The sequence below is a fragment of the Vogesella aquatica genome (genome assembly GCF_028548455.1).
Taxonomy (GTDB): Bacteria; Pseudomonadota; Gammaproteobacteria; order Burkholderiales; family Chromobacteriaceae; genus Vogesella; species Vogesella aquatica.
On sequence record NZ_JAQQLF010000020.1, the window covers coordinates 21,161 to 37,912 of the forward strand.

Below are 16,752 nucleotides of genomic sequence, written 5' to 3' on the forward strand. Positions count from 1 at the left end.
GGCCGCACACCTTGCGGCCAACCTGTCACCCCACCGCGCAGCCACGAGCTGCGCGTTGCTATTGAAAGACCCGCATCATGACCCTGATCGCCTTCATGGGTGCCATGGAAATCGGCCTGATCTTCGCCCTGGTGGCGCTGGGCGTGCTGATTTCCTTCCGCATCCTCGACTTCCCCGACCTCACGGCCGACGGCAGCTTCCCGCTGGGCGGCGCCGTGGCCGCCACACTGATTGCCGGTGGCCACGACCCGTGGCTGGCCTGCGGCGTGGCCGCGCTGGCCGGCGCCGCCTCTGGCTGGCTGACTGCCTGGCTCAATGTACGCCTGGGCATCCTGCAGCTACTGGCGTCCATTCTGGTAATGATCGCGCTGTACTCGATCAACCTGCGCATCATGGGTGCACCCAATATGCCGCTGATCGGCAGCCCTACCATTTTCAGCCCCTTCATCGGCGAGAACTTCGACATTGCCTGGCAGGTACAACCCGCTATGTTGGCCGCACTGATCGTGGTCGCCAAGCTGGGGCTGGACGTGTTCTTTGCCTCGCAGGCCGGCCTGGCCATGCGCGCCACCGGCGCCAACGCCCGCATGGCGCGCGCACAGGGCATTGCTACCGAACGCATGGTGCTGGCCGGCATGGCGCTGTCCAACGCGCTGATCGCGCTAGCCGGTGCGCTGTACGTGCAAACCCAGGGCGGCGCGGACGTGTCGATGGGCGTGGGCACCATTGTGGTGGGCCTGGCCGCGGTCATCATCGGCGAAACGCTGCTGCCGTCGCGCACGCTGTGGGTCATCACGCTGGCCACCGTACTGGGCGCCTTGCTGTACCGCCTGCTGATCGCGCTGGCGCTGAACGCCGACTTCATCGGCCTGCAGGCGCAAGACCTCAACCTGATCACCGCACTGCTGGTGGGCTTTGCCCTGGTGCTGCCCAAGCTGAAGGCCAAGCTGGCCCGCAAACCCGGAGGAACCCGCTGATGCTGCGCGCCGATAACCTGTTCAAAACCTTCAACCCCGGCACACCGATCGAAAACCCGGTGCTGCGCGGCTTGTCGCTGCAAATCGACAGCGGCCAGTTTGTCACCGTGATCGGCAGCAACGGCGCCGGCAAATCCACCTTCCTGAACGCACTGGCCGGTGACGTGATCGTGGACAGCGGCAGCCTGCACATCGATGGCAAAGACGTTACCCGCACACCGGGCTGGCAGCGTGCCGCTCTGGTAGCGCGCGTGTTCCAGGACCCGATGGCCGGCACCTGCGAAAACCTCAGCATCGAAGAAAACATGGCGCTGGCCTATTACCGCGGCCGCAAGCGCGGCTTTGGCCCGGCGCTGAACCGTGGCCTGCGCGAGCTGTTCCGCGACAAGCTGGCCACCCTGAAGCTGGGGCTGGAAAACCGCCTGCCGGACCGCATGGGCCTGTTGTCTGGCGGCCAACGTCAGGCGGTGAGCCTGCTGATGGCCAGCCTGCAACCCTCGCGCATCCTGCTGCTGGACGAGCACACCGCCGCGCTGGACCCGAAAACTGCCGCCTTCGTGCTGGAGCTGACCGACCGCATCGTGCACGAGAACCAGCTCACCGCGCTGATGGTGACGCACTCGATGCGCCAGGCGCTGGACCACGGCCACCGCACCGTGATGCTGCACCAAGGCCGCGTAGTGCTGGACGTCGCCGGCGAGGAGCGCGGCCGCATGCAGGTCACCGACCTGCTGGCCATGTTCGAAAAAACCCGTGGCGAAGCCATCGACGACGATGCGCTGCTGCTAGGCTGATCAGCCGTTGGCACCAGACCAACCCGGTACCGGTGGCCGGGTTGGTTTTACCGGCAGCCCGCGCATGCAATGACACTATCCGCGCTATTTCATGCCCGCCGGACAGCAGAATGCGTTAGGGTAGAGAACCGGCAGCCTGCCGCACAGTCTGATGGTTTTTGAAAAGGAAACCCGCCATGCGCCTGACTCTCCCCGCCCTGACCCTGTTGTGCACCCTGCCCGCGGCTGCCATGGCCGCCGATGCTGGCGTCACCGTACTGAACCTGTCCGCCAACGCCAGCCAGGAGCTGGCCAACGACGAAATCAACGCCAGCCTGTACGTGCAAGACCGCCAGCCGCAGGCCGGCCAGCTGGCCGACCGCATCAACAAGGCGCTGAACCGCGCGCGCCAGGACGCCGAAGCCTACCGCAAAGTCACCTTCAGCAGCGGCAGCTACAACACCTGGCCAGACTACGACAAGAATGGCAAGATCATCGGCTGGCAAGCGCGTGCCGAGGTAAAACTGCGCAGCAACGAATTTGCCGACACTGCCGAGCTGATCGCCCGCCTGCAAAAATACATGGCGCTGGAAGGCGTGCAGTTTAGTGTTTCCGACCGCAGCCGCAGCCAGGCCGAAGCGCAGCTGATCCCGCAAGCCATTGCCGCCCTGCAGGCCCAGGCCGCTGCCGCCGGTAAAGCACTAGGCAAACACCAGCAGCAAGTCACCGAGCTGAGTATCGGCAGCGCTCAGCCGAACTACCCGATGATGATGCGCGCCAAAGCCGAAATGGCTGCCGCACCGGCAGCCGATGTCGCACCGGTAAACTTTCAGCCGGGCCAGAGCATGATTCAACTAAACATTAATGGTAAAGTGGAAATTCGATAACACTTTACACAGTATGCATAAATATTGTGCTATGTTGCTGCCTAGGCTATGCGCTATAACGCACTCATTCCACTTACCCTTTTGATGGCTACCCATGAAACTGATCGCCTCGCTAACCAGCCCCTACGCCCGTAAGGTGCGCATTGTCCTGGCAGAGAAAAAGATCGACTGTCCGCTGCAGCTGGATATTCCGTGGGAAAGCACGTCCACCGTGGCCGACTTCAATCCGCTGGGAAAAGTACCGGTATTGCTGATGGACGACGGCAGCAGCCTGTACGATTCTCGCGTGATCGTGGAATACCTGGACACCATCTCGCCGGTATCGCGCCTGCTACCGCAGGACAAGCGCCAGCTCATCGAAACACGACGTTTCGAAGCGCTGGCAGACGGCATTTGCGACGCTGCCGCCAATATCGTGGTGGAAAGCCGCCGCCCACCGGCACAGCAAAGCCAGGAATGGGTAGACCGCCAGCACGGCAAGGTCACCCGTGGCCTGGCCGCACTGGCAGCCATGCTGGGCGAGCGCAACTGGTGCAACGGCGAGGGCTACAGCCTGGCCGATATCGCCACCGGCTGCATGCTGGGCTATCTGGACTTCCGCTTTCCGCAGCTGGCGTGGCGCGACAGCTACCCCAACCTGGTGCGCCTGGCCGACAAGCTAGCCACCCTGCCCAGTTTTGCCGATACCGTGCCACCGGCAGGCTAAGCAGGTACTGCCCCACTCAACGCCGCGCCTGTCGCGGCGTTTTGTTTATCGATGCTGCCCCGCAACACGACAACACAACGGCGCTTGACGCCGGGCTGACTACCGTGTTTTTATAAAGCCCATGAATACCAAACCCGCATCCGCATTCGTGTTTTTTTCCTGGTGGCGCCTCTAACGGCGGCACCGCGGTTGCGTACGTAAAGCAAACCCGGGAGCAGCTGACAAGGCGCCCGGGTTTATCACTTCCAGCAGCACCCTCCCCAGCGCCCAGTCGGCCTCCCCGATATCACGGAGATCGGCATGAGCTTACTGGACACAGTTTCCTCGCAAGACATCATCCTTACCGGTGACCGCACCACCGGCCCGCTGCACCTTGGCCACTACGTGGGCTCGCTGCGCAACCGCGTCATCCTGCAAGAGCGCTGCCCGCAGTTCCTGCTGCTGGCCGACGCCCAGGCGCTGACCGACAATATGGGCAACTACCTGAAGGTGCGTGAAAACGTGCTGGAAGTGGCGCTGGACTACCTGGCCGTGGGCATCGACCCGGCCAAGAGCACCATCTTCATCCAGAGCCTGGTGCCGGAGCTCACCGAGCTGGCGTCGTACTACCTGAACCTGGTGACCGTGTCGCGGCTGGAACGCAACCCCACCATCAAGGACGAGATCAAGCTGCGCGGTTACGAGCGCGACATCCCGGCCGGCTTCCTGACCTACCCCGCCGCCCAGGCCGCCGACATCACCGCGTTCAAGGCCACCATCGTGCCGGTAGGCGCCGACCAGATCCCGATGATCGAGCAGACCAACGAGATCGTGCGCCGCTTCAATGGCAGCGTAGCCGAGCCGGTGCTGGTAGAAGCCCGCGCCGTGGTACCTGACGCCGGCGCCCGCCTGCCGGGTGTGGACGGCAAGGCCAAGATGTCCAAATCGCTGGGCAATGCGCTGACACTGGGCGCCAGCGCCGACGACATCAGCCAGGCGGTAAAAATGATGTACACCGACCCCAAGCACCTGCGCGTGGCCGACCCCGGCCAGGTAGACGGCAATGTGGTGTTCACCTACCTGGACGTATTCCACCCCGACACCAACCATGTGGCCGAACTGAAAGCGCATTACCAGCGCGGCGGCCTGGGCGACGCCGTGATCAAGCGCGAGCTGGAAGACATCCTGCAAGCGCTGCTGGCACCGATCCGTGCCCGCCGCCAGCACTACGCGCAAGACCCAGGTGCCGTGCTGGCCATGCTGAAAGAAGGCACCCAGAAAGCCCGCGCCGTCGCCGCGCAAACGCTGGCCGAGGTCAAGGCCGCCATGGGCCTGAATTACTACTGAACAGCGTGTGCGGCCAACGTCAAGGTTGGCCGCAGCCAGCACCACACTACCGCCACAAGGAGCAGAAAATGGAATGGGTTTACCAATGCCGCAACCTGGACGAAGTCCGTACCCAGATCGATAGCCTGGACCGCGCCATCGTCAGCATGATCGCCCACCGCGGCCTGTACGTGCAGCAAGCCGCCGCCTTCAAACACAGCGACGCCGAAGTGGAAGACGGCAAGCGTGTCGACCAGGTGATGCGCCGCGTCACCCGGCTGGCCGGCGAGCTGGGCGCCGACGCCGCCCTTACCGCCAAGATCTACCGCACCATGATCGCCCACTTCATCGAAAGCGAGCGCGAAGAACGGCTGCGTCTGGTCGGCACGGAGGAGGCGCGCGCATGAACGATGGCGGCTCCGGTTTTTCCACGGTGCGGTGGCACACCACCGCACCCAAACAAAAAAGGCGACACCCACACGGTGCCGCCTTTTTTCATACCTGCCGTGCGCATCAGGACAGCGCCAGCGCGCCGGCCAGCGTCCACATCACCGTGCCCACCACGCCGTCCAGCACCCGCCACGATAGCGGCCGCGCAAACAGCGGCGCCAGCAGCCGCGCACCATAACCCAGCGCGGTAAACCACAGTACCGACGCCGTGCACGCCCCCAGCGCGAACCACAGCTTGCCGTCGCCCGCCTCCTGCCCGCCGATACTGCCCAGCACCACCACGGTATCCAGGTACACGTGCGGGTTCAGCAGTGTCAGCGCCAATACCGTCATCAACGCCACCTTCAGCGATATCGCGCTAGCCCCGGCGGCAATCTGCAAACTGTCGTTGGCCAGCACCGCACGCCACGCCCGCAGCCCGTACCAGAACAGGAACGCCGCCCCGCCCCAGCGCGCCGCCTCCAGCAGCAGCGGGCTGTGCTGGATCAGGCTGCCCATGCCGGCCACGCCGGCCACAATCAGCACTGCATCGCACAGCATGCACACCAGCACCGTGGGGCCGATGTGCTGGCGCAACAGGCCCATTTTCAGTACGTGCGCGTTTTGCGAACCGATGGCCATGATCAGGCTGGCGCCCAGGCCCAGGCCCTTGAAATAGCTGGCTGTCAGCATGGTGCTCTCCGTGGTGTCAGGTTGGCCGCCAGTATCGGGCAGCTCTGCCAGTCAGAACAGCAAGATTAAATTATCTTGGCTATCATTAATCCGGCTTCACTTATACCGCCATACCTGCCATGAAACTCGACCCCAAACACAGCGAAGCCTTTCTGGCCGCGCTGGACAGCGGCAGCTTCGAGCAAGCCGCACAAGACCTGCACCTGACGCCGTCGGCCATCTCGCAGCGCATCCGCGCGCTGGAAGAAGTGCTGGGCAAGCCGCTGCTGGTGCGCAGCCGCCCGTGCCGCGCCACCCGTGAAGGCCAGCTGCTGCGCCAGCACCTGCAACGCGCCGCGTTGCTGGAAGCCGACCTGGCCGCCACCTTTGCCGGCGACGACAGCGCCATGCTCAGCGTATCGCTGGCGGTAAACGCCGACAGCGTGGCCAGCTGGTTCCTGCCGGCGCTGACGCCGTTCCTGATCCGCGAGCGCGTGCTGCTGGACGTGATCGTGGACGACCAGGACCACACCTACACCCTGCTGCAAGCCGGCATGGCGCTGGGCTGCATCTCCACCGAGCCGCAAGCCATGCGCGGCTGCAGCGCCAGCCCGCTGGGCGTGATGCGCTACCAGGCGCTGGCCAGTGCCGACTACCACGCCCGCTGGTTTGGCAGCGGCGTCAGCCGCGACGCACTGCGCCGGGCGCCGGTGATGATCTACAACCACAAAGACCGGCTACAAGCCGACTGGCTGCTGCAGCACTTCGGCCTGCCGGACGACAGCTACCCCTGCCACTTCCTGCCCGCCTCCGACCCCTATCTGCAGGCGGTAAAACTGGGGCTGGGCTGGGGCATGCTGCCCGACGTACAGTTGGCCGCCTGCGGCCTGGCCGGCACCCTGCTGCCGCTGCAGCCCGACAAGCCGGTAGACGTGGCGCTGTACTGGCACCACTGGCAGGTGCAATCGCCCCGCCTGGCGCGCCTGAGCGACGTACTGGTGGAAGCGGCGCGGGCGGTGTTGCGGCCAACCTTGGCATGAGTGCGGCCAACCCCGCTCGCGCCAGCGTATGCCATGCTGCTACCATCCAGCTATCCAGACTTGAAAGCCCACCATGCCCCCGCTACGCCACCTCGCCCTCGCCGCCACCCTGGCCACCATCGCCCTGCCCGTTTACGCCGTGCTGCCACCCGCTTACCTGTCGGTGCCCGACTTCAAGCAATGCCTGGCCGAACAAAACCATGGCAGCCATAGCAGCTGGTGCCAGCCGGCCAGGAAACCGAAAGCCTGCCCGCGCGTCAGCTGGCGGCAGCTGCGCGCACTGCAAGGCAACGACGCGGTGCCGGCTTGCCGGGCCAAATAGTTAGCCGCCACCACGCGCACCTACGGCAAGGAAAAAGCCGCCCGTTTTTGCGGGCGGCTTTTTGCGTATTGAACGCGGTACAACAGCCTACTGCTGTACCGGGCCGGCCTGCGCCGGGGCGCTGGCCTGGTCGGCCGGTTTCGGCAGCAAGCGCTCCATCAGCTGGCCGGTGTTGTGCTGTGGCATCGGCATCAGGTGCACCGACGCCCAGCCCAGACCCAGCAGCAGCGCGGTCATGGCGCCGCCTTTTGTAATGAAGCCGTAGGCCCAGCCCACCAGCTGGCGGTTTTTCAGCGCAAACAGCAACGACAGCGGCGGGATGAAGAAGGTGAGGCTGCCCCACACAATGCGGCCATTATTGAGCGCAGCCATGGTGACGCCCAGGCAGCCCAGATAGAACACGGCAACGCTGCCGGCAAACAGCAAGCCGGCAACAGACGCGGCCAGAATGATCAGGATTTCCATTTTTGCTTTCGGTTCGGGTTAAGGTTGGCCGCCGTAGCGGCGCTAGCCGGCTAGCTGCAGGCCGTCCCAGGCCACGCTGACGCCAGGCGGGCACTGCGCTTGCAGCGCATGGTATTCCAGCTGGTGCGTCATGTGGATAAGCCAGGTCTGTTTTGCGGCCAAGCTTTGCGCCCAGTCAAGCGCGGCGGCCACGTGCAGGTGCGACGGGTAGGGTTCCGGCCGCAGGCAGTCCAGAAACAGCGTATCCAGCCCCTGCAGCAGCGGCAGGCTGCTGTCGGGGATGGTGGACAGGTCGGTGAGCCACGCGGTGTTGCCGATGCGCCAGCCCAGACACGGCCAGCTGGGGCCATGCTGCAGCGGTATCGGCGTGATGGTAACGCCGGCCAGCTCGAATGGCGCGTGCACACGCTCGGTGCGCAGCACGGGTTTGTCCCACACCGGCGACGGCGGCGCCAGCGCGTAGTCGAAACGGCGACTGATGTTGTCCAGCGTAAAGTCGTTGCCGTACAGCGTAATCGGCCCCTTTTTCACGTAGCAGAAGGCGCGCAGGTCGTCGATGCCGTTCAGGTGGTCGGCGTGCGGGTGGGTGTACAGCACGGCATCCACACGGGTAATGCCTTCGCGCAGCGCCTGCTGGCGCAGGTCCGGCCCGGTGTCGATCAGCACGCCGGTGTCGCCGATACGCACGTAGGCGCTGCAGCGGGTGCGGGTGTTGCGCGGGTCGGCAGACGTACACGTGGGGCAGCTGCAGCCGATGGCGGGCGCACCGCCGCTGGAGCCGCAGCCCAGCACTGTCCACGTCAGCTGCGTCATGCTGCCCCCTTATGCGCCGTTGCGCTGCGCCTTGGCAAACAGGCGGAAGTAATTATCGGTAGTGGCCTCGGCCACCTGCTCGAAACGCAGGCCGCGCAGCTCGGCAATGTGCTCGGCCACGTGCTTCACGTAAGCGGGCTCGTTGGTCTTGCCGCGGTACGGCACCGGCGCCAGGTAGGGCGAGTCGGTTTCCACCAGCAGGCGCTCCAGCGGCACTTTTTGCGCCACCTCTTTCACAATGGCGGCGTTCTTGAAGGTGACGATGCCGGACAGCGAAATATAAAAGCCCAGGTCCAGCGCGGCACGGGCGATGTCCCAGGTTTCGGTAAAGCAGTGCATCACGCCGCCCACGGCATCGGCGCCGTGTTCGCGCATCATGCGCACGGTGTCTTCCGCCGAGCTGCGGGTGTGCACCACCAGCGGCAGGTTCACACGGCGTGCGGCGCGGATGTGGGTGGCAAAGCGTTCGTGCTGCCAGGCCAGGTCGCCCTCGCACCAGTGGTAATCGAGGCCGGTTTCGCCGATGCCGACCACTTTGGGGTGGGCCGCGTGCGCTACCAGCTCGTCTTCGCTGAACTCTTCGGCGTCCGGGTCATCCGGGTGGATGCCCACGGTGGCAAACAGGTTGGCGTGCGCTTCGGCCAGGCCGATCACCTCCGGGTATTTGGGGCGGCTCACGCCGATCACCATGGCATGGCCCACGCCGTGGGCGGCCATATTGGCCAGCACCTCGGGCATGCGCGCCGCCAGGTCGGGAAAATTGATGTGACAGTGTGAATCAACCAGCATGGTGTTCCAATCTAGTGGCCGCCTGCGTTGGCCGCACAGCGCGGCGCAGGCGGCCCGGTATTACATGGTGTGGGTGGGGCGGGTGGAGTTCAGCGCACCACCCAGCAGGGTTTCGATGCGGTCGCGCGCCTGCTTGCCGGCGTCGCCGGTGGCAAACTCGATACCTACCCCCTGGTTGCGGTTGTTGTTGGCGCCGGGCGGGGTAATCCACGCCACCTTGCCCTGCACTGCCACCTTTTGCGGGTCGTCCAGCAGGGTCAGCAGCAGGAATACCTCATCCCCCAGGTTGTAGTCGCGGGCGGTGGGCACAAAGATGCCGCCGTTGCGCAGAAACGGCATATAGGCGGCGTACAGGGCGCTACGCTCCTTGATGGACAGCGATAACACGCCCGGGCGGCCGGCGTCGTGCTTGTCTTGCTTGTTGGCTGCGTTATCCATATGCAGGTATCCGGTGAGGGTTGGGTCAGGCGGCCTTGTTACTGAAGGCCTTGATGTAGTGCATCAGCAGGGCTTCCAGCTGCAGCCGCGTTACCAGCGTGTGCTGGCCGAACGGCACCAGCGCATTGAGCTCGCGCTGGCAGGCCATCAACTTGTGTATGTCCAGCCGCGGCAGCAGGCGCTGCTGCGCGTCGTGCATGGCTGGATAATAGCGAAGGCTGCCGGCCAGTTTCAAACTGGCCAGGTCGTGCAGCCATTTTCCCAGCCATTGCAGTGGCAGCGCCAGCGGCAGCTTGTGGCGGTCCAGCTTTTCTACCGCCGCCAGCAGGCTGGCCAGCGCCGGCTGCGTCAGCGCCTGCACAAAGTCGCGGCGCAAGGTGGCCAGCTCGGCATCGTGTTCGAATATCGGCATGCCACCGTGAAACGCCAGCTCGGCCTCGGCACCGTCCACGCCCTGCTGCTGCAGCCAGGCCAGCGCCACGGCAGGCTGGGGCGCGGTCAGCGGGAACTGGCGGCAGCGGCTCTTGATGGTGGGCAGCAGGCGCTGCGGCGCGCCGCTTACCAGCAAAAACACCACGTCGGCCGGCGGCTCTTCCAGCACTTTCAGCAAGGCGTTGGCCGCCGCCGGGTTCAGGCTTTCGGCGGGTTCCACCACCACCACGCGGCGGCCGCCACGGTGCGAGCTGAGGTGGGCAAACTCGATAACGGCGCGCACGCCGTCGATCTTGATCACCGGCAGCTTGCGCTTGCTGGCCTTGCCTTCCTTGCCGTCGTCGTCTTCTTCGTCTTGCGCCGGGGCCAGATGGCGGTAATCCGGGTGGTTGCCGGCGGCAAACCAGTGGCAGGCCTGGCACTGGCCACAGGCGTGGTGGCCGGCACCTGGCGCCTCGCACAGCAAGGCCTGCGCCACCTGATGGGCAAACTCGCTCTTGCCGATGCCGGCCGGGCCGGTAAACAGCCAGGCGTTGGGCAGGCGGGCAAACTCTGCGGCCAACCTTTGCCAGTCATCGTGCTGCCACGGGTAGTGCATCAGGCCTCCTGCAGGCGCGCCAGCGCAGCGGCGATCTGTTGCTGGATGGCGTCGATGTCGCCACGCGCGTCGATCACCACAAAGCGGCCCGGGTTGGCCTGGGCGCGGGCCAGGTACATCTGGCGCACGCGCTGGTGGAAGTCTTCGCGCTCGCGCTCGAAACGGTCCGGCAGCCGGCTTTGCGACAGGCGCGCTTGCGACACTTCCAGCGGCACGTCCAGCAGGATGGTAAGGTCGGGCTGCAGGCCTTGCTGTACCCACTGCTCCAGGATGGCAATGCGCTCGGCCGGTACGCCACGGCCGCCGCCCTGGTAGGCGAAGGTGGCGTCGGTAAAGCGGTCGCTCACTACCCAGCGGCCGGCGGCCAGGCTGGGGCGGATCAGCGACGACACCAGCTCCTGGCGGCTGGCAAACATCAGCAGGGTTTCGGTATCCAGCGTGGCTTCGGTGTCGATATCCAGCAGGATTTCGCGCAGTTTTTCGCCCAGCGGCGTGCCGCCTGGCTCGCGGGTGAATACGGTATCGATACCGGCTTGTTCCAGGTAGCGGCGGATGAAGGCCAGATGGGTGCTCTTGCCGGCACCATCCAGGCCTTCCAGCGTAATGAAGCGCGCCTTGGACATTACTTGCCTTTCTTCAGGATGTAGTCGCGGACGGCGGCATTGTGCTCGTCCAGCGTCTCGGAAAACTGTGAGGTGCCGCTGCTATCGCCTTTGGCCACGAAGTACAGCGCGCGGCTCTGGGCAGGGTTGGCCGCGGCGTCCAGCGCGGCGCGGCCTGGCAGGGCGATGGGCGTCGGCGTGAGGCCGGCGCGGGTATAGGTGTTGTACGGCGTATCGCGGCGCAGGTCGGCCTTGGCGATATTGCCGTTGTAGCGTGCGCCCATGCCGTAGATCACGGACGGGTCGGTTTGCAGACGCATGCCGATCTTCAGGCGGTTCACAAACACGCTGGCCACCATGGGGCGGTCGGCCTCGTGCGCGGTTTCTTTCTCGATCAGGCTGGCCATAGTCAGCAGCTCGTACGGCGTGGTGTACGGCAGGTCGGCCACGCGGGCTTCCCACACCGTTTGCAGCTGCTGCTGCATGCTCTGGTAGGCGCGACGGTACACGTCCAGGTCGCTGCTGCCGGGGGTGTAGAAATAGGTGCTGGGGAAGAACAGGCCTTCGGCGCTGTCCCCAGCCACACCCAGCTCGGCCAGCAGGCGGCTGTCGCTCCAGCCGGCCGTATCCTGGCGCAGGTCGTCTTCCTTGCGCAGCGCATTACGGAACTGGGCAAAGCGCCAGCCTTCGATGATGGTGACGCTGGACTGGTCCGGGTGGCCATCGGCAAAGCGGTTCAGGTACTGCCACATGGCGGTGGCGCCACCAAACTGGTACAGGCCGGGCTTGAGCTTGCGATCCACGCCCATCACGCGCGACAGCGCCACCATCACGTAGCGGTTACGCACCGCGCCGTCGTCTTCCAGCGTGCGCGCCAGCTGGCTCATGGTGCGGTTAAGGCCAACGGTCACGGTGTAGGGCTGGCGGTCGGGGGTGACGGGCACCACAATCACCCAGGCCAGCCACAGCGCGAACAGTGCGGCCAACAGGGAAAACAGCCTAAGGGCAGGTCGTATCATCGGTAGGAAACAGGCTATCAGCTGGCATCTGCCAAAACCGCCAGATCATACCATGCAGCCATCAGGGCTGTGGCACCCGAACCAGATGGTAAGCCGCTTCCAGCTCGGCAAACACACTGCGGCGCAACGGTATGCTGCCCTCGGGCAACATCAGCTGTAGCGACAGCGCGCCCTGCTCCCAGGCTTGCCAGTCGGCATCGCCGGGCTGGCGGCCATCGGGGCGGCAGATCAGCTCGCACAGCGCCAGCAGGTCGCGGTCGTCCACAATGGCCAGCTCGCCGCCCAGCTCCACGAACAGGCGGCCTTCTTCGTCCAGCCACGCCATGCGGGCGCGGTCGGCTGCCATGTCCGGCATCAGCGCCCAGGCATCGGCGTGGCGGCAGGCAACATAGGGCGCGGCCTCGTGCGCCACATACACTTTTTGCGGCCCGTTCTGCACGTAGTAGCGGCCTTCGCCGTCGCGGGCGTAGTTGCGGCGGAAGAAATCCACCATCGCCGCTTGTTTCAGCAGGCTGTCGCGCAGCCACCATTGCCCGCGGGCATCCAGCCGCAGCCAGCCGTATACGGCCGGCACATTCGGCCATTTATCCATGGCCGCCAGTACCAGTGCATCCATATCGCTTTCCTAGTTTGCGCGCAGCACTTCGCTGGGCGGTGTGTGCGTCACGCGGCGCAGCAGCGGCCACGCCGCCAGCGCCACCACGCTGCCGCCGGCCAGCATGCCCAGCGGTAGCAGCCACAGGTTCAGCGCCAGCGGCAGGTTGAACAGCTGCACGGCCACCAGCGCGCCCAGCACCATGGCGCCGCCACCGGCCATCAGCCCGGCCACACCGCCCAGCCACGCCAGCTCGGCCAGCAGCACGCTGCGTACCTGGCGGCGCGAGGCACCCAGCGCGCGCAGCAGCGCCACGTCGTACAGGCGCTCGTCGCGGGTAGCCGCCATCGCCGCCCACAGCACCAGTACCCCTGCGGCCAACGTTAACGCGAACATGGCTTCGATGGCCAGCGCCAGGCGGTCGATGACGGCGCGTACCTCGCGCACGATGGCGCTGATGTCCACCACCGTGACATTGGGCAGCGCCGCCACCAGCCGGTTATTGAAGCCGGCGTCCGGCGCGCGGTAACTGGCGATATAGCTGGCGGCCTGGTCGCCCATCCAGCCGGATGGCGCAATCACGAAAAAGTTGGGCTGGAAGCTGTCCCACGCCACCTTGCGCAGGCTGGTTACCGGCGCTTGCCAGCGTGTGCCGGCGATGTCGAAGGTCAGCGTGTCGCCCTGCTTCAGGCGCAAGGTTTCTGCCAGGCCTTCTTCCAGCGAAAACTGCGGCGTTTTGCTGCCCGGCTGCCACCATTGGCCAGACACGATCTGGTTGCGCGGGTTGGCCGCATCGCGCCACGACAGGTTGAACTCGCGCTCCACTAGCCGCTGCGCGCGCTCGTCGGTGTAATCGGCGGCTTTGACCGGCTTGCCGTTAATCTCGGTGAGCCGCGCCCGGGTCATCGGCAGCGCTTCGGGCGCGCTGCGGCCAACCTTGGCAAAAGCCTGCACCAGCTCGGCGCGCTGCGGCGGCTGCAGGTTGATCAGGAAGCTATCGGGTGCATCCGGCGGCAGCGAACGCTGCCAGGCGCCAATCAGGTCGTCGCGCACCACGGTCAGCGTCAGCAGCGCCAGCAGGCTTACCGACAAGGCGGCGATCTGGATCACCGCCAGCCACGGCCGGCGCGCCAGGTTGGCCGCACCGTGGCGCCAGCCCACCGCACCGGATAGCGGCACGCGGCGCAGCAGCACCACAATGCCCCACGCCAGCAAGCCCACGGCAGCCAGAAAGCCACCCAGGCCGGATAGCAGCCACAGCGCCAGCGGGCCGTCGCCAATCTGCCAGGCGGTGAGGCCCAGCAAGGCCACCAGCGCCAGTAGCGGCGCCAGCAGCGAACGGCTGCCGGCCGGCACGTCGGCGCGCAGTACCGCCATGGCCGGCACGCGGCGCAGCGCCAGTAGCGGGGGCAAGGCAAAGCCGGCCAGCAGGATCAGCGCCGACAGCGGCCCGGTGAGCCACGCCAGCCAGCCCGGCGGCGGCAAGCCGTCGCCCAGCCATTGCCTGGCCAGATACACCAGCAGCGCCTGCACACCGTAACCGGCCAGCGCGCCCAGCACGCCGGCCAGCAGGCCCAGCCACAGGAACAGGCTGCCCCACACCGTGGCCACCTCGGGCGCGGTCTGCCCCAGCGCACGCAGCACCGCCACGCTCTGCCAGTGCCGCGCCAGGTAGCGGCGCACCGCCAGCGCCACCGCCGCGGCCGACAGCGTCACCGACAGGATGGCGGTCAGGCCGAGAAAGCGCCGCGCCCGCTCCAGCGCGCTGCGCACTTCGGGGCGGGCTTCTTCGATGTCTTCCAGCCGCGTGCCGGGCTTCAGCTGCGGCGCCAGCCAGTCGCGGTAGCTTTTGACCTGCGCCGCGTCACCGGCCAGCAGCAGGCGGTAGCGGATGCGGCTGCCGTCCTGCACCAGGCCGGTGGCGGCCAGGTCGGCGTGGTTCAGCAGCACGCGGGGGATGAAATTGAACACATCTACCGCGCCGTCCGGCTCGCGCAGCACTTTGGCGGCCAACACAAAGCTGCGGCTACCCAGGCGCACGCTGTCGCCCAGCTGCAGGCCCATCTTTTGCAGCAGGCGTGCGTCGGCCCACAGCTCGCCCGGCGCCGGGCTGTACACGCCCTGCTTCACGCCCTGACGGGTACGGATCTGCACCTCGCCGCGCAGCGGGTAGCCGCTGGCCACCGCTTTCAGGTTGGCCAGCACCGCTTGCTCGCGGGCAAATACCATCGATGGAAAGGTAGCCGTAGGCACTTGGCGCAGCCCCTGCGCCTGCGCGCGCTGCTGCCAGGCGGGGTCAGCCGGTGCGCGGCTGTTCACCACCAGGTCGGCCGCCAGCAGCTGGCTGGCCTGCTGGGTGAGCGCACTGTCGATACGGTCGGCAAAAAACGCCACGCTACTCATCGCCGCTACCGCCACCAGCAAGGCCAGCGCCAGCACGGTGAGCTCGCCGGATTTCAGCTCGCGCCGCAGCAGGCGCCAGCCCATCAGCCACGATAAGCGCCTCATGCCTCACCCCGTGCCAGCACGCCGGCGGTGAGGCGGTAGACGGCAGCGCAGCGTGCGGCCAAGGTCGTGTCGTGCGTCACCAGTACCAGCGCGGTGCCGGCTTCGGCGTTCAGCTCGAACAGCAGCTCGATGATCTGCTGGCCAGTGGCCGGGTCCAGGTTGCCGGTGGGCTCGTCGGCAAACAGCAGCGCCGGGCGCAGCACAAAGGCGCGCGCCAGCGCCACGCGTTGCTGCTCGCCGCCGGACAGGTGGCGCGGGTAATGATCCAGCCGGTGGCCCAGGCCCACGCGCTGCAGCATGGCGGCGGCCGCAGGGCGGGCGTCGGCGCGGCCGGCCAGCTCCAGCGGCAGCATCACGTTTTCCAGCGCGGTAAACTGCGGCATCAGCTGGAAGTTCTGGAACACGAAGCCCACCTGTTCGCGGCGCAGCAGCGCGCGGCCGTCTTCGTCCAGGCCGGACAGCGGCTGGCCGGCCAGCCACACCTCGCCGGAACTCGCCGCGTCCAGGCCTGCCAGAATCGCCAGCAGGGTGGATTTGCCGCTGCCGCTGGCACCGACAATGGCCACGCTTTCACCAGCGGCCACGTCCAAGCTGGCGTCGTGCAGGATGGCCAGCTGCTGGCCGTGGTAGTTCACTTGCCGGGTAACGGCCTGGGCGCGCAGAATCGCGCTGTTTACCGAAGAGGATGTCATGTTGATGATCAAGCGCTGTGTGTTGTTGGCCTGCCTGTTGGCCGCACCGCTGGCTCAGGCCGGCAAGATTGTGGTGTTCGGCGACAGTATTTCTGCCGCCTACGGGCTGAACCCGGCGCAAGGCTGGGTAAGCTTGCTGCAAAAGAAACTGGGGGCAAAACACCAGGTAGTCAACGCCAGCCTGAGCGGGGAAACCACCGCCGGCGGCCTGTCGCGCCTGCCTGCCATGCTGCAGCAACACAAACCGGATGTGCTGGTGCTGGAGCTGGGCGGCAACGACGGCCTGCGCGGCCTGCCGCTACCGGCTATGCAGGATAACCTGAACCAGATGGTGCGCCTGGCGCAGTCGCAAAAAACCCGCGTGCTGCTGGTGGGCATGGCGCTGCCACCGAACTATGGCCCGGAGTACGGCAACAAGTTCCAGGCAGTGTTCCGCGACGTGGCGGCCGCGCGCAAGGCCGCGCTGGTACCGCTGCTGGTAAAAGGCTTCGAGCGCGACCTGGGCAAATTCCAGCCCGACGGCATCCACCCGGCGGCCAGCGCCCAGGGGAAAATGCTGGACAACGTGCTGCCAACGCTGTTGCCTTTACTGCCCAAGACCTGACACGGGCAACTGTTTTCTGGCCGGAACGCTGCGTTTGCGGCCAAGCTTTGCCAGCTTCATGACATTGTGGTTACGCTGGGGTGGGC

Annotated in this window: 20 protein-coding genes; 9 read left to right on the forward strand and 11 right to left on the reverse strand. The window is 66.1% G+C overall.

Going from position 1 to position 16,752, the window contains the following annotated elements:
* Positions 1-77: 77 nt before the first annotated feature.
* The 6 genes from PQU95_RS14560 to PQU95_RS14585 all read left to right on the forward strand — a co-directional run bounded on the left by PQU95_RS14560 (position 78) and on the right by PQU95_RS14585 (position 5,055).
* Positions 78-977 (forward strand): ABC transporter permease, encoded by a 900-nt coding sequence (locus PQU95_RS14560; RefSeq protein WP_272752670.1) that lies wholly within the window; start codon positions 78-80, stop codon positions 975-977.
* Positions 977-1,771: an ABC transporter ATP-binding protein gene (locus PQU95_RS14565; protein WP_227301424.1), complete on the forward strand. Its 795-nt coding sequence runs from the start codon at positions 977-979 to the stop codon at positions 1,769-1,771. Before PQU95_RS14560 ends, PQU95_RS14565 begins: the two co-directional genes overlap by 1 nt.
* Before the next feature lie 176 nt (positions 1,772-1,947).
* Positions 1,948-2,637, forward strand: coding sequence for an SIMPL domain-containing protein (locus PQU95_RS14570; RefSeq protein WP_272752672.1), 690 nt, complete (start codon positions 1,948-1,950; stop codon positions 2,635-2,637).
* 94 nt (positions 2,638-2,731) lie between these two features.
* Positions 2,732-3,343, forward strand: coding sequence for a glutathione S-transferase (locus PQU95_RS14575; RefSeq protein ID WP_272752673.1), 612 nt, complete (start codon positions 2,732-2,734; stop codon positions 3,341-3,343).
* 300 nt (positions 3,344-3,643) lie between these two features.
* A complete protein-coding gene (gene trpS, locus PQU95_RS14580) occupies positions 3,644-4,669 on the forward strand; it encodes a tryptophan--tRNA ligase (protein WP_272752675.1) in 1,026 nt (341 codons plus the stop codon).
* Between the two features lie 68 nt (positions 4,670-4,737).
* Entirely contained in the window at positions 4,738-5,055 is a 318-nt protein-coding gene (locus PQU95_RS14585) for a chorismate mutase (protein ID WP_272752676.1), read from the forward strand.
* A gap of 106 nt (positions 5,056-5,161) precedes the next feature.
* On the opposite strand, the gene PQU95_RS14590 is transcribed toward PQU95_RS14585, so the two are convergent.
* The gene (locus tag PQU95_RS14590) at positions 5,162-5,770 is read right to left on the reverse strand and encodes a LysE/ArgO family amino acid transporter (RefSeq protein WP_272752677.1); all 609 of its coding nucleotides are present in this window, start codon (positions 5,768-5,770) and stop codon (positions 5,162-5,164) included.
* Between the two features lie 119 nt (positions 5,771-5,889).
* Between PQU95_RS14590 and argP the strand changes: the two genes are divergently transcribed.
* Entirely contained in the window at positions 5,890-6,789 is a 900-nt protein-coding gene (argP, locus tag PQU95_RS14595) for an HTH-type transcriptional regulator ArgP (RefSeq protein WP_272752679.1), read from the forward strand.
* 73 nt (positions 6,790-6,862) lie between these two features.
* Entirely contained in the window at positions 6,863-7,111 is a 249-nt protein-coding gene (locus PQU95_RS14600; protein ID WP_272752680.1) for a hypothetical protein, read from the forward strand.
* A gap of 87 nt (positions 7,112-7,198) precedes the next feature.
* On the opposite strand, the gene PQU95_RS14605 is transcribed toward PQU95_RS14600, so the two are convergent.
* The 10 genes from PQU95_RS14605 to PQU95_RS14650 all read right to left on the reverse strand — a co-directional run bounded on the left by PQU95_RS14605 (position 7,199) and on the right by PQU95_RS14650 (position 16,062).
* Positions 7,199-7,576: a hypothetical protein gene (locus PQU95_RS14605; protein ID WP_272752681.1), complete on the reverse strand. Its 378-nt coding sequence runs from the start codon at positions 7,574-7,576 to the stop codon at positions 7,199-7,201.
* 42 nt (positions 7,577-7,618) lie between these two features.
* Positions 7,619-8,389: an MBL fold metallo-hydrolase gene (locus tag PQU95_RS14610; protein WP_272752682.1), complete on the reverse strand. Its 771-nt coding sequence runs from the start codon at positions 8,387-8,389 to the stop codon at positions 7,619-7,621.
* 9 nt (positions 8,390-8,398) lie between these two features.
* On the reverse strand, positions 8,399-9,178 hold the full coding sequence (locus tag PQU95_RS14615) for a TatD family hydrolase (protein WP_272752683.1): 780 nt from the start codon (positions 9,176-9,178) through the stop codon (positions 8,399-8,401).
* A gap of 60 nt (positions 9,179-9,238) precedes the next feature.
* Positions 9,239-9,616, reverse strand: a complete 378-nt coding sequence (locus PQU95_RS14620) for a PilZ domain-containing protein (RefSeq protein WP_272752684.1) — start codon at positions 9,614-9,616, stop codon at positions 9,239-9,241.
* A 25-nt stretch (positions 9,617-9,641) separates the two neighbouring features.
* Positions 9,642-10,646: a DNA polymerase III subunit delta' gene (holB, locus tag PQU95_RS14625; protein ID WP_272752685.1), complete on the reverse strand. Its 1,005-nt coding sequence runs from the start codon at positions 10,644-10,646 to the stop codon at positions 9,642-9,644.
* Positions 10,646-11,269 carry a dTMP kinase gene (gene tmk / locus PQU95_RS14630; protein WP_272752686.1) on the reverse strand — a complete coding sequence of 208 codons (624 nt, stop codon included), beginning with the start codon at positions 11,267-11,269 and terminating at the stop codon, positions 10,646-10,648. The genes holB and tmk overlap by 1 nt, the downstream gene beginning before the upstream one ends.
* The gene (gene mltG, locus PQU95_RS14635) at positions 11,269-12,267 is read right to left on the reverse strand and encodes an endolytic transglycosylase MltG (protein WP_272752687.1); all 999 of its coding nucleotides are present in this window, start codon (positions 12,265-12,267) and stop codon (positions 11,269-11,271) included. The genes tmk and mltG overlap by 1 nt, the downstream gene beginning before the upstream one ends.
* 61 nt (positions 12,268-12,328) lie before the next feature.
* Complete coding sequence (locus tag PQU95_RS14640) at positions 12,329-12,883, reverse strand: DUF2946 family protein (RefSeq protein ID WP_272752688.1); 555 nt, start codon at positions 12,881-12,883, stop codon at positions 12,329-12,331.
* A 9-nt stretch (positions 12,884-12,892) separates the two neighbouring features.
* On the reverse strand, positions 12,893-15,370 hold the full coding sequence (locus PQU95_RS14645) for an ABC transporter permease (protein ID WP_272752689.1): 2,478 nt from the start codon (positions 15,368-15,370) through the stop codon (positions 12,893-12,895).
* The gene (locus PQU95_RS14650; protein ID WP_272752690.1) at positions 15,367-16,062 is read right to left on the reverse strand and encodes an ABC transporter ATP-binding protein; all 696 of its coding nucleotides are present in this window, start codon (positions 16,060-16,062) and stop codon (positions 15,367-15,369) included. The genes PQU95_RS14645 and PQU95_RS14650 overlap by 4 nt, the downstream gene beginning before the upstream one ends.
* Between PQU95_RS14650 and PQU95_RS14655 the strand changes: the two genes are divergently transcribed.
* Positions 16,061-16,666: an arylesterase gene (locus tag PQU95_RS14655; protein ID WP_272752691.1), complete on the forward strand. Its 606-nt coding sequence runs from the start codon at positions 16,061-16,063 to the stop codon at positions 16,664-16,666. The genes PQU95_RS14650 and PQU95_RS14655 overlap by 2 nt on opposite strands.
* Positions 16,667-16,752 lie beyond the last annotated feature (86 nt).

What these genes read in the sequence shown, in the direction of transcription:
- PQU95_RS14560 (WP_272752670.1), top strand. Translation starts at nt 78, where the DNA reads ATGACCCTGATCGCCTTCATGGGTGCCATGGAAATCGGCCTGATCTTC.
- PQU95_RS14565 (WP_227301424.1), top strand. Translation starts at nt 977, where the DNA reads ATGCTGCGCGCCGATAACCTGTTCAAAACCTTCAACCCCGGCACACCG.
- PQU95_RS14570 (WP_272752672.1), top strand. Translation starts at nt 1,948, where the DNA reads ATGCGCCTGACTCTCCCCGCCCTGACCCTGTTGTGCACCCTGCCCGCG.
- PQU95_RS14575 (WP_272752673.1), top strand. Translation starts at nt 2,732, where the DNA reads ATGAAACTGATCGCCTCGCTAACCAGCCCCTACGCCCGTAAGGTGCGC.
- trpS (WP_272752675.1), top strand. Translation starts at nt 3,644, where the DNA reads ATGAGCTTACTGGACACAGTTTCCTCGCAAGACATCATCCTTACCGGT.
- PQU95_RS14585 (WP_272752676.1), top strand. Translation starts at nt 4,738, where the DNA reads ATGGAATGGGTTTACCAATGCCGCAACCTGGACGAAGTCCGTACCCAG.
- PQU95_RS14590 (WP_272752677.1), bottom strand. Translation starts at nt 5,770, where the DNA reads ATGCTGACAGCCAGCTATTTCAAGGGCCTGGGCCTGGGCGCCAGCCTG.
- argP (WP_272752679.1), top strand. Translation starts at nt 5,890, where the DNA reads ATGAAACTCGACCCCAAACACAGCGAAGCCTTTCTGGCCGCGCTGGAC.
- PQU95_RS14600 (WP_272752680.1), top strand. Translation starts at nt 6,863, where the DNA reads ATGCCCCCGCTACGCCACCTCGCCCTCGCCGCCACCCTGGCCACCATC.
- PQU95_RS14605 (WP_272752681.1), bottom strand. Translation starts at nt 7,576, where the DNA reads ATGGAAATCCTGATCATTCTGGCCGCGTCTGTTGCCGGCTTGCTGTTT.
- PQU95_RS14610 (WP_272752682.1), bottom strand. Translation starts at nt 8,389, where the DNA reads ATGACGCAGCTGACGTGGACAGTGCTGGGCTGCGGCTCCAGCGGCGGT.
- PQU95_RS14615 (WP_272752683.1), bottom strand. Translation starts at nt 9,178, where the DNA reads ATGCTGGTTGATTCACACTGTCACATCAATTTTCCCGACCTGGCGGCG.
- PQU95_RS14620 (WP_272752684.1), bottom strand. Translation starts at nt 9,616, where the DNA reads ATGGATAACGCAGCCAACAAGCAAGACAAGCACGACGCCGGCCGCCCG.
- holB (WP_272752685.1), bottom strand. Translation starts at nt 10,646, where the DNA reads ATGCACTACCCGTGGCAGCACGATGACTGGCAAAGGTTGGCCGCAGAG.
- tmk (WP_272752686.1), bottom strand. Translation starts at nt 11,269, where the DNA reads ATGTCCAAGGCGCGCTTCATTACGCTGGAAGGCCTGGATGGTGCCGGC.
- mltG (WP_272752687.1), bottom strand. Translation starts at nt 12,267, where the DNA reads ATGATACGACCTGCCCTTAGGCTGTTTTCCCTGTTGGCCGCACTGTTC.
- PQU95_RS14640 (WP_272752688.1), bottom strand. Translation starts at nt 12,883, where the DNA reads ATGGATGCACTGGTACTGGCGGCCATGGATAAATGGCCGAATGTGCCG.
- PQU95_RS14645 (WP_272752689.1), bottom strand. Translation starts at nt 15,370, where the DNA reads ATGAGGCGCTTATCGTGGCTGATGGGCTGGCGCCTGCTGCGGCGCGAG.
- PQU95_RS14655 (WP_272752691.1), top strand. Translation starts at nt 16,061, where the DNA reads ATGTTGATGATCAAGCGCTGTGTGTTGTTGGCCTGCCTGTTGGCCGCA.
- PQU95_RS14650 (WP_272752690.1), bottom strand. Translation starts at nt 16,062, where the DNA reads ATGACATCCTCTTCGGTAAACAGCGCGATTCTGCGCGCCCAGGCCGTT.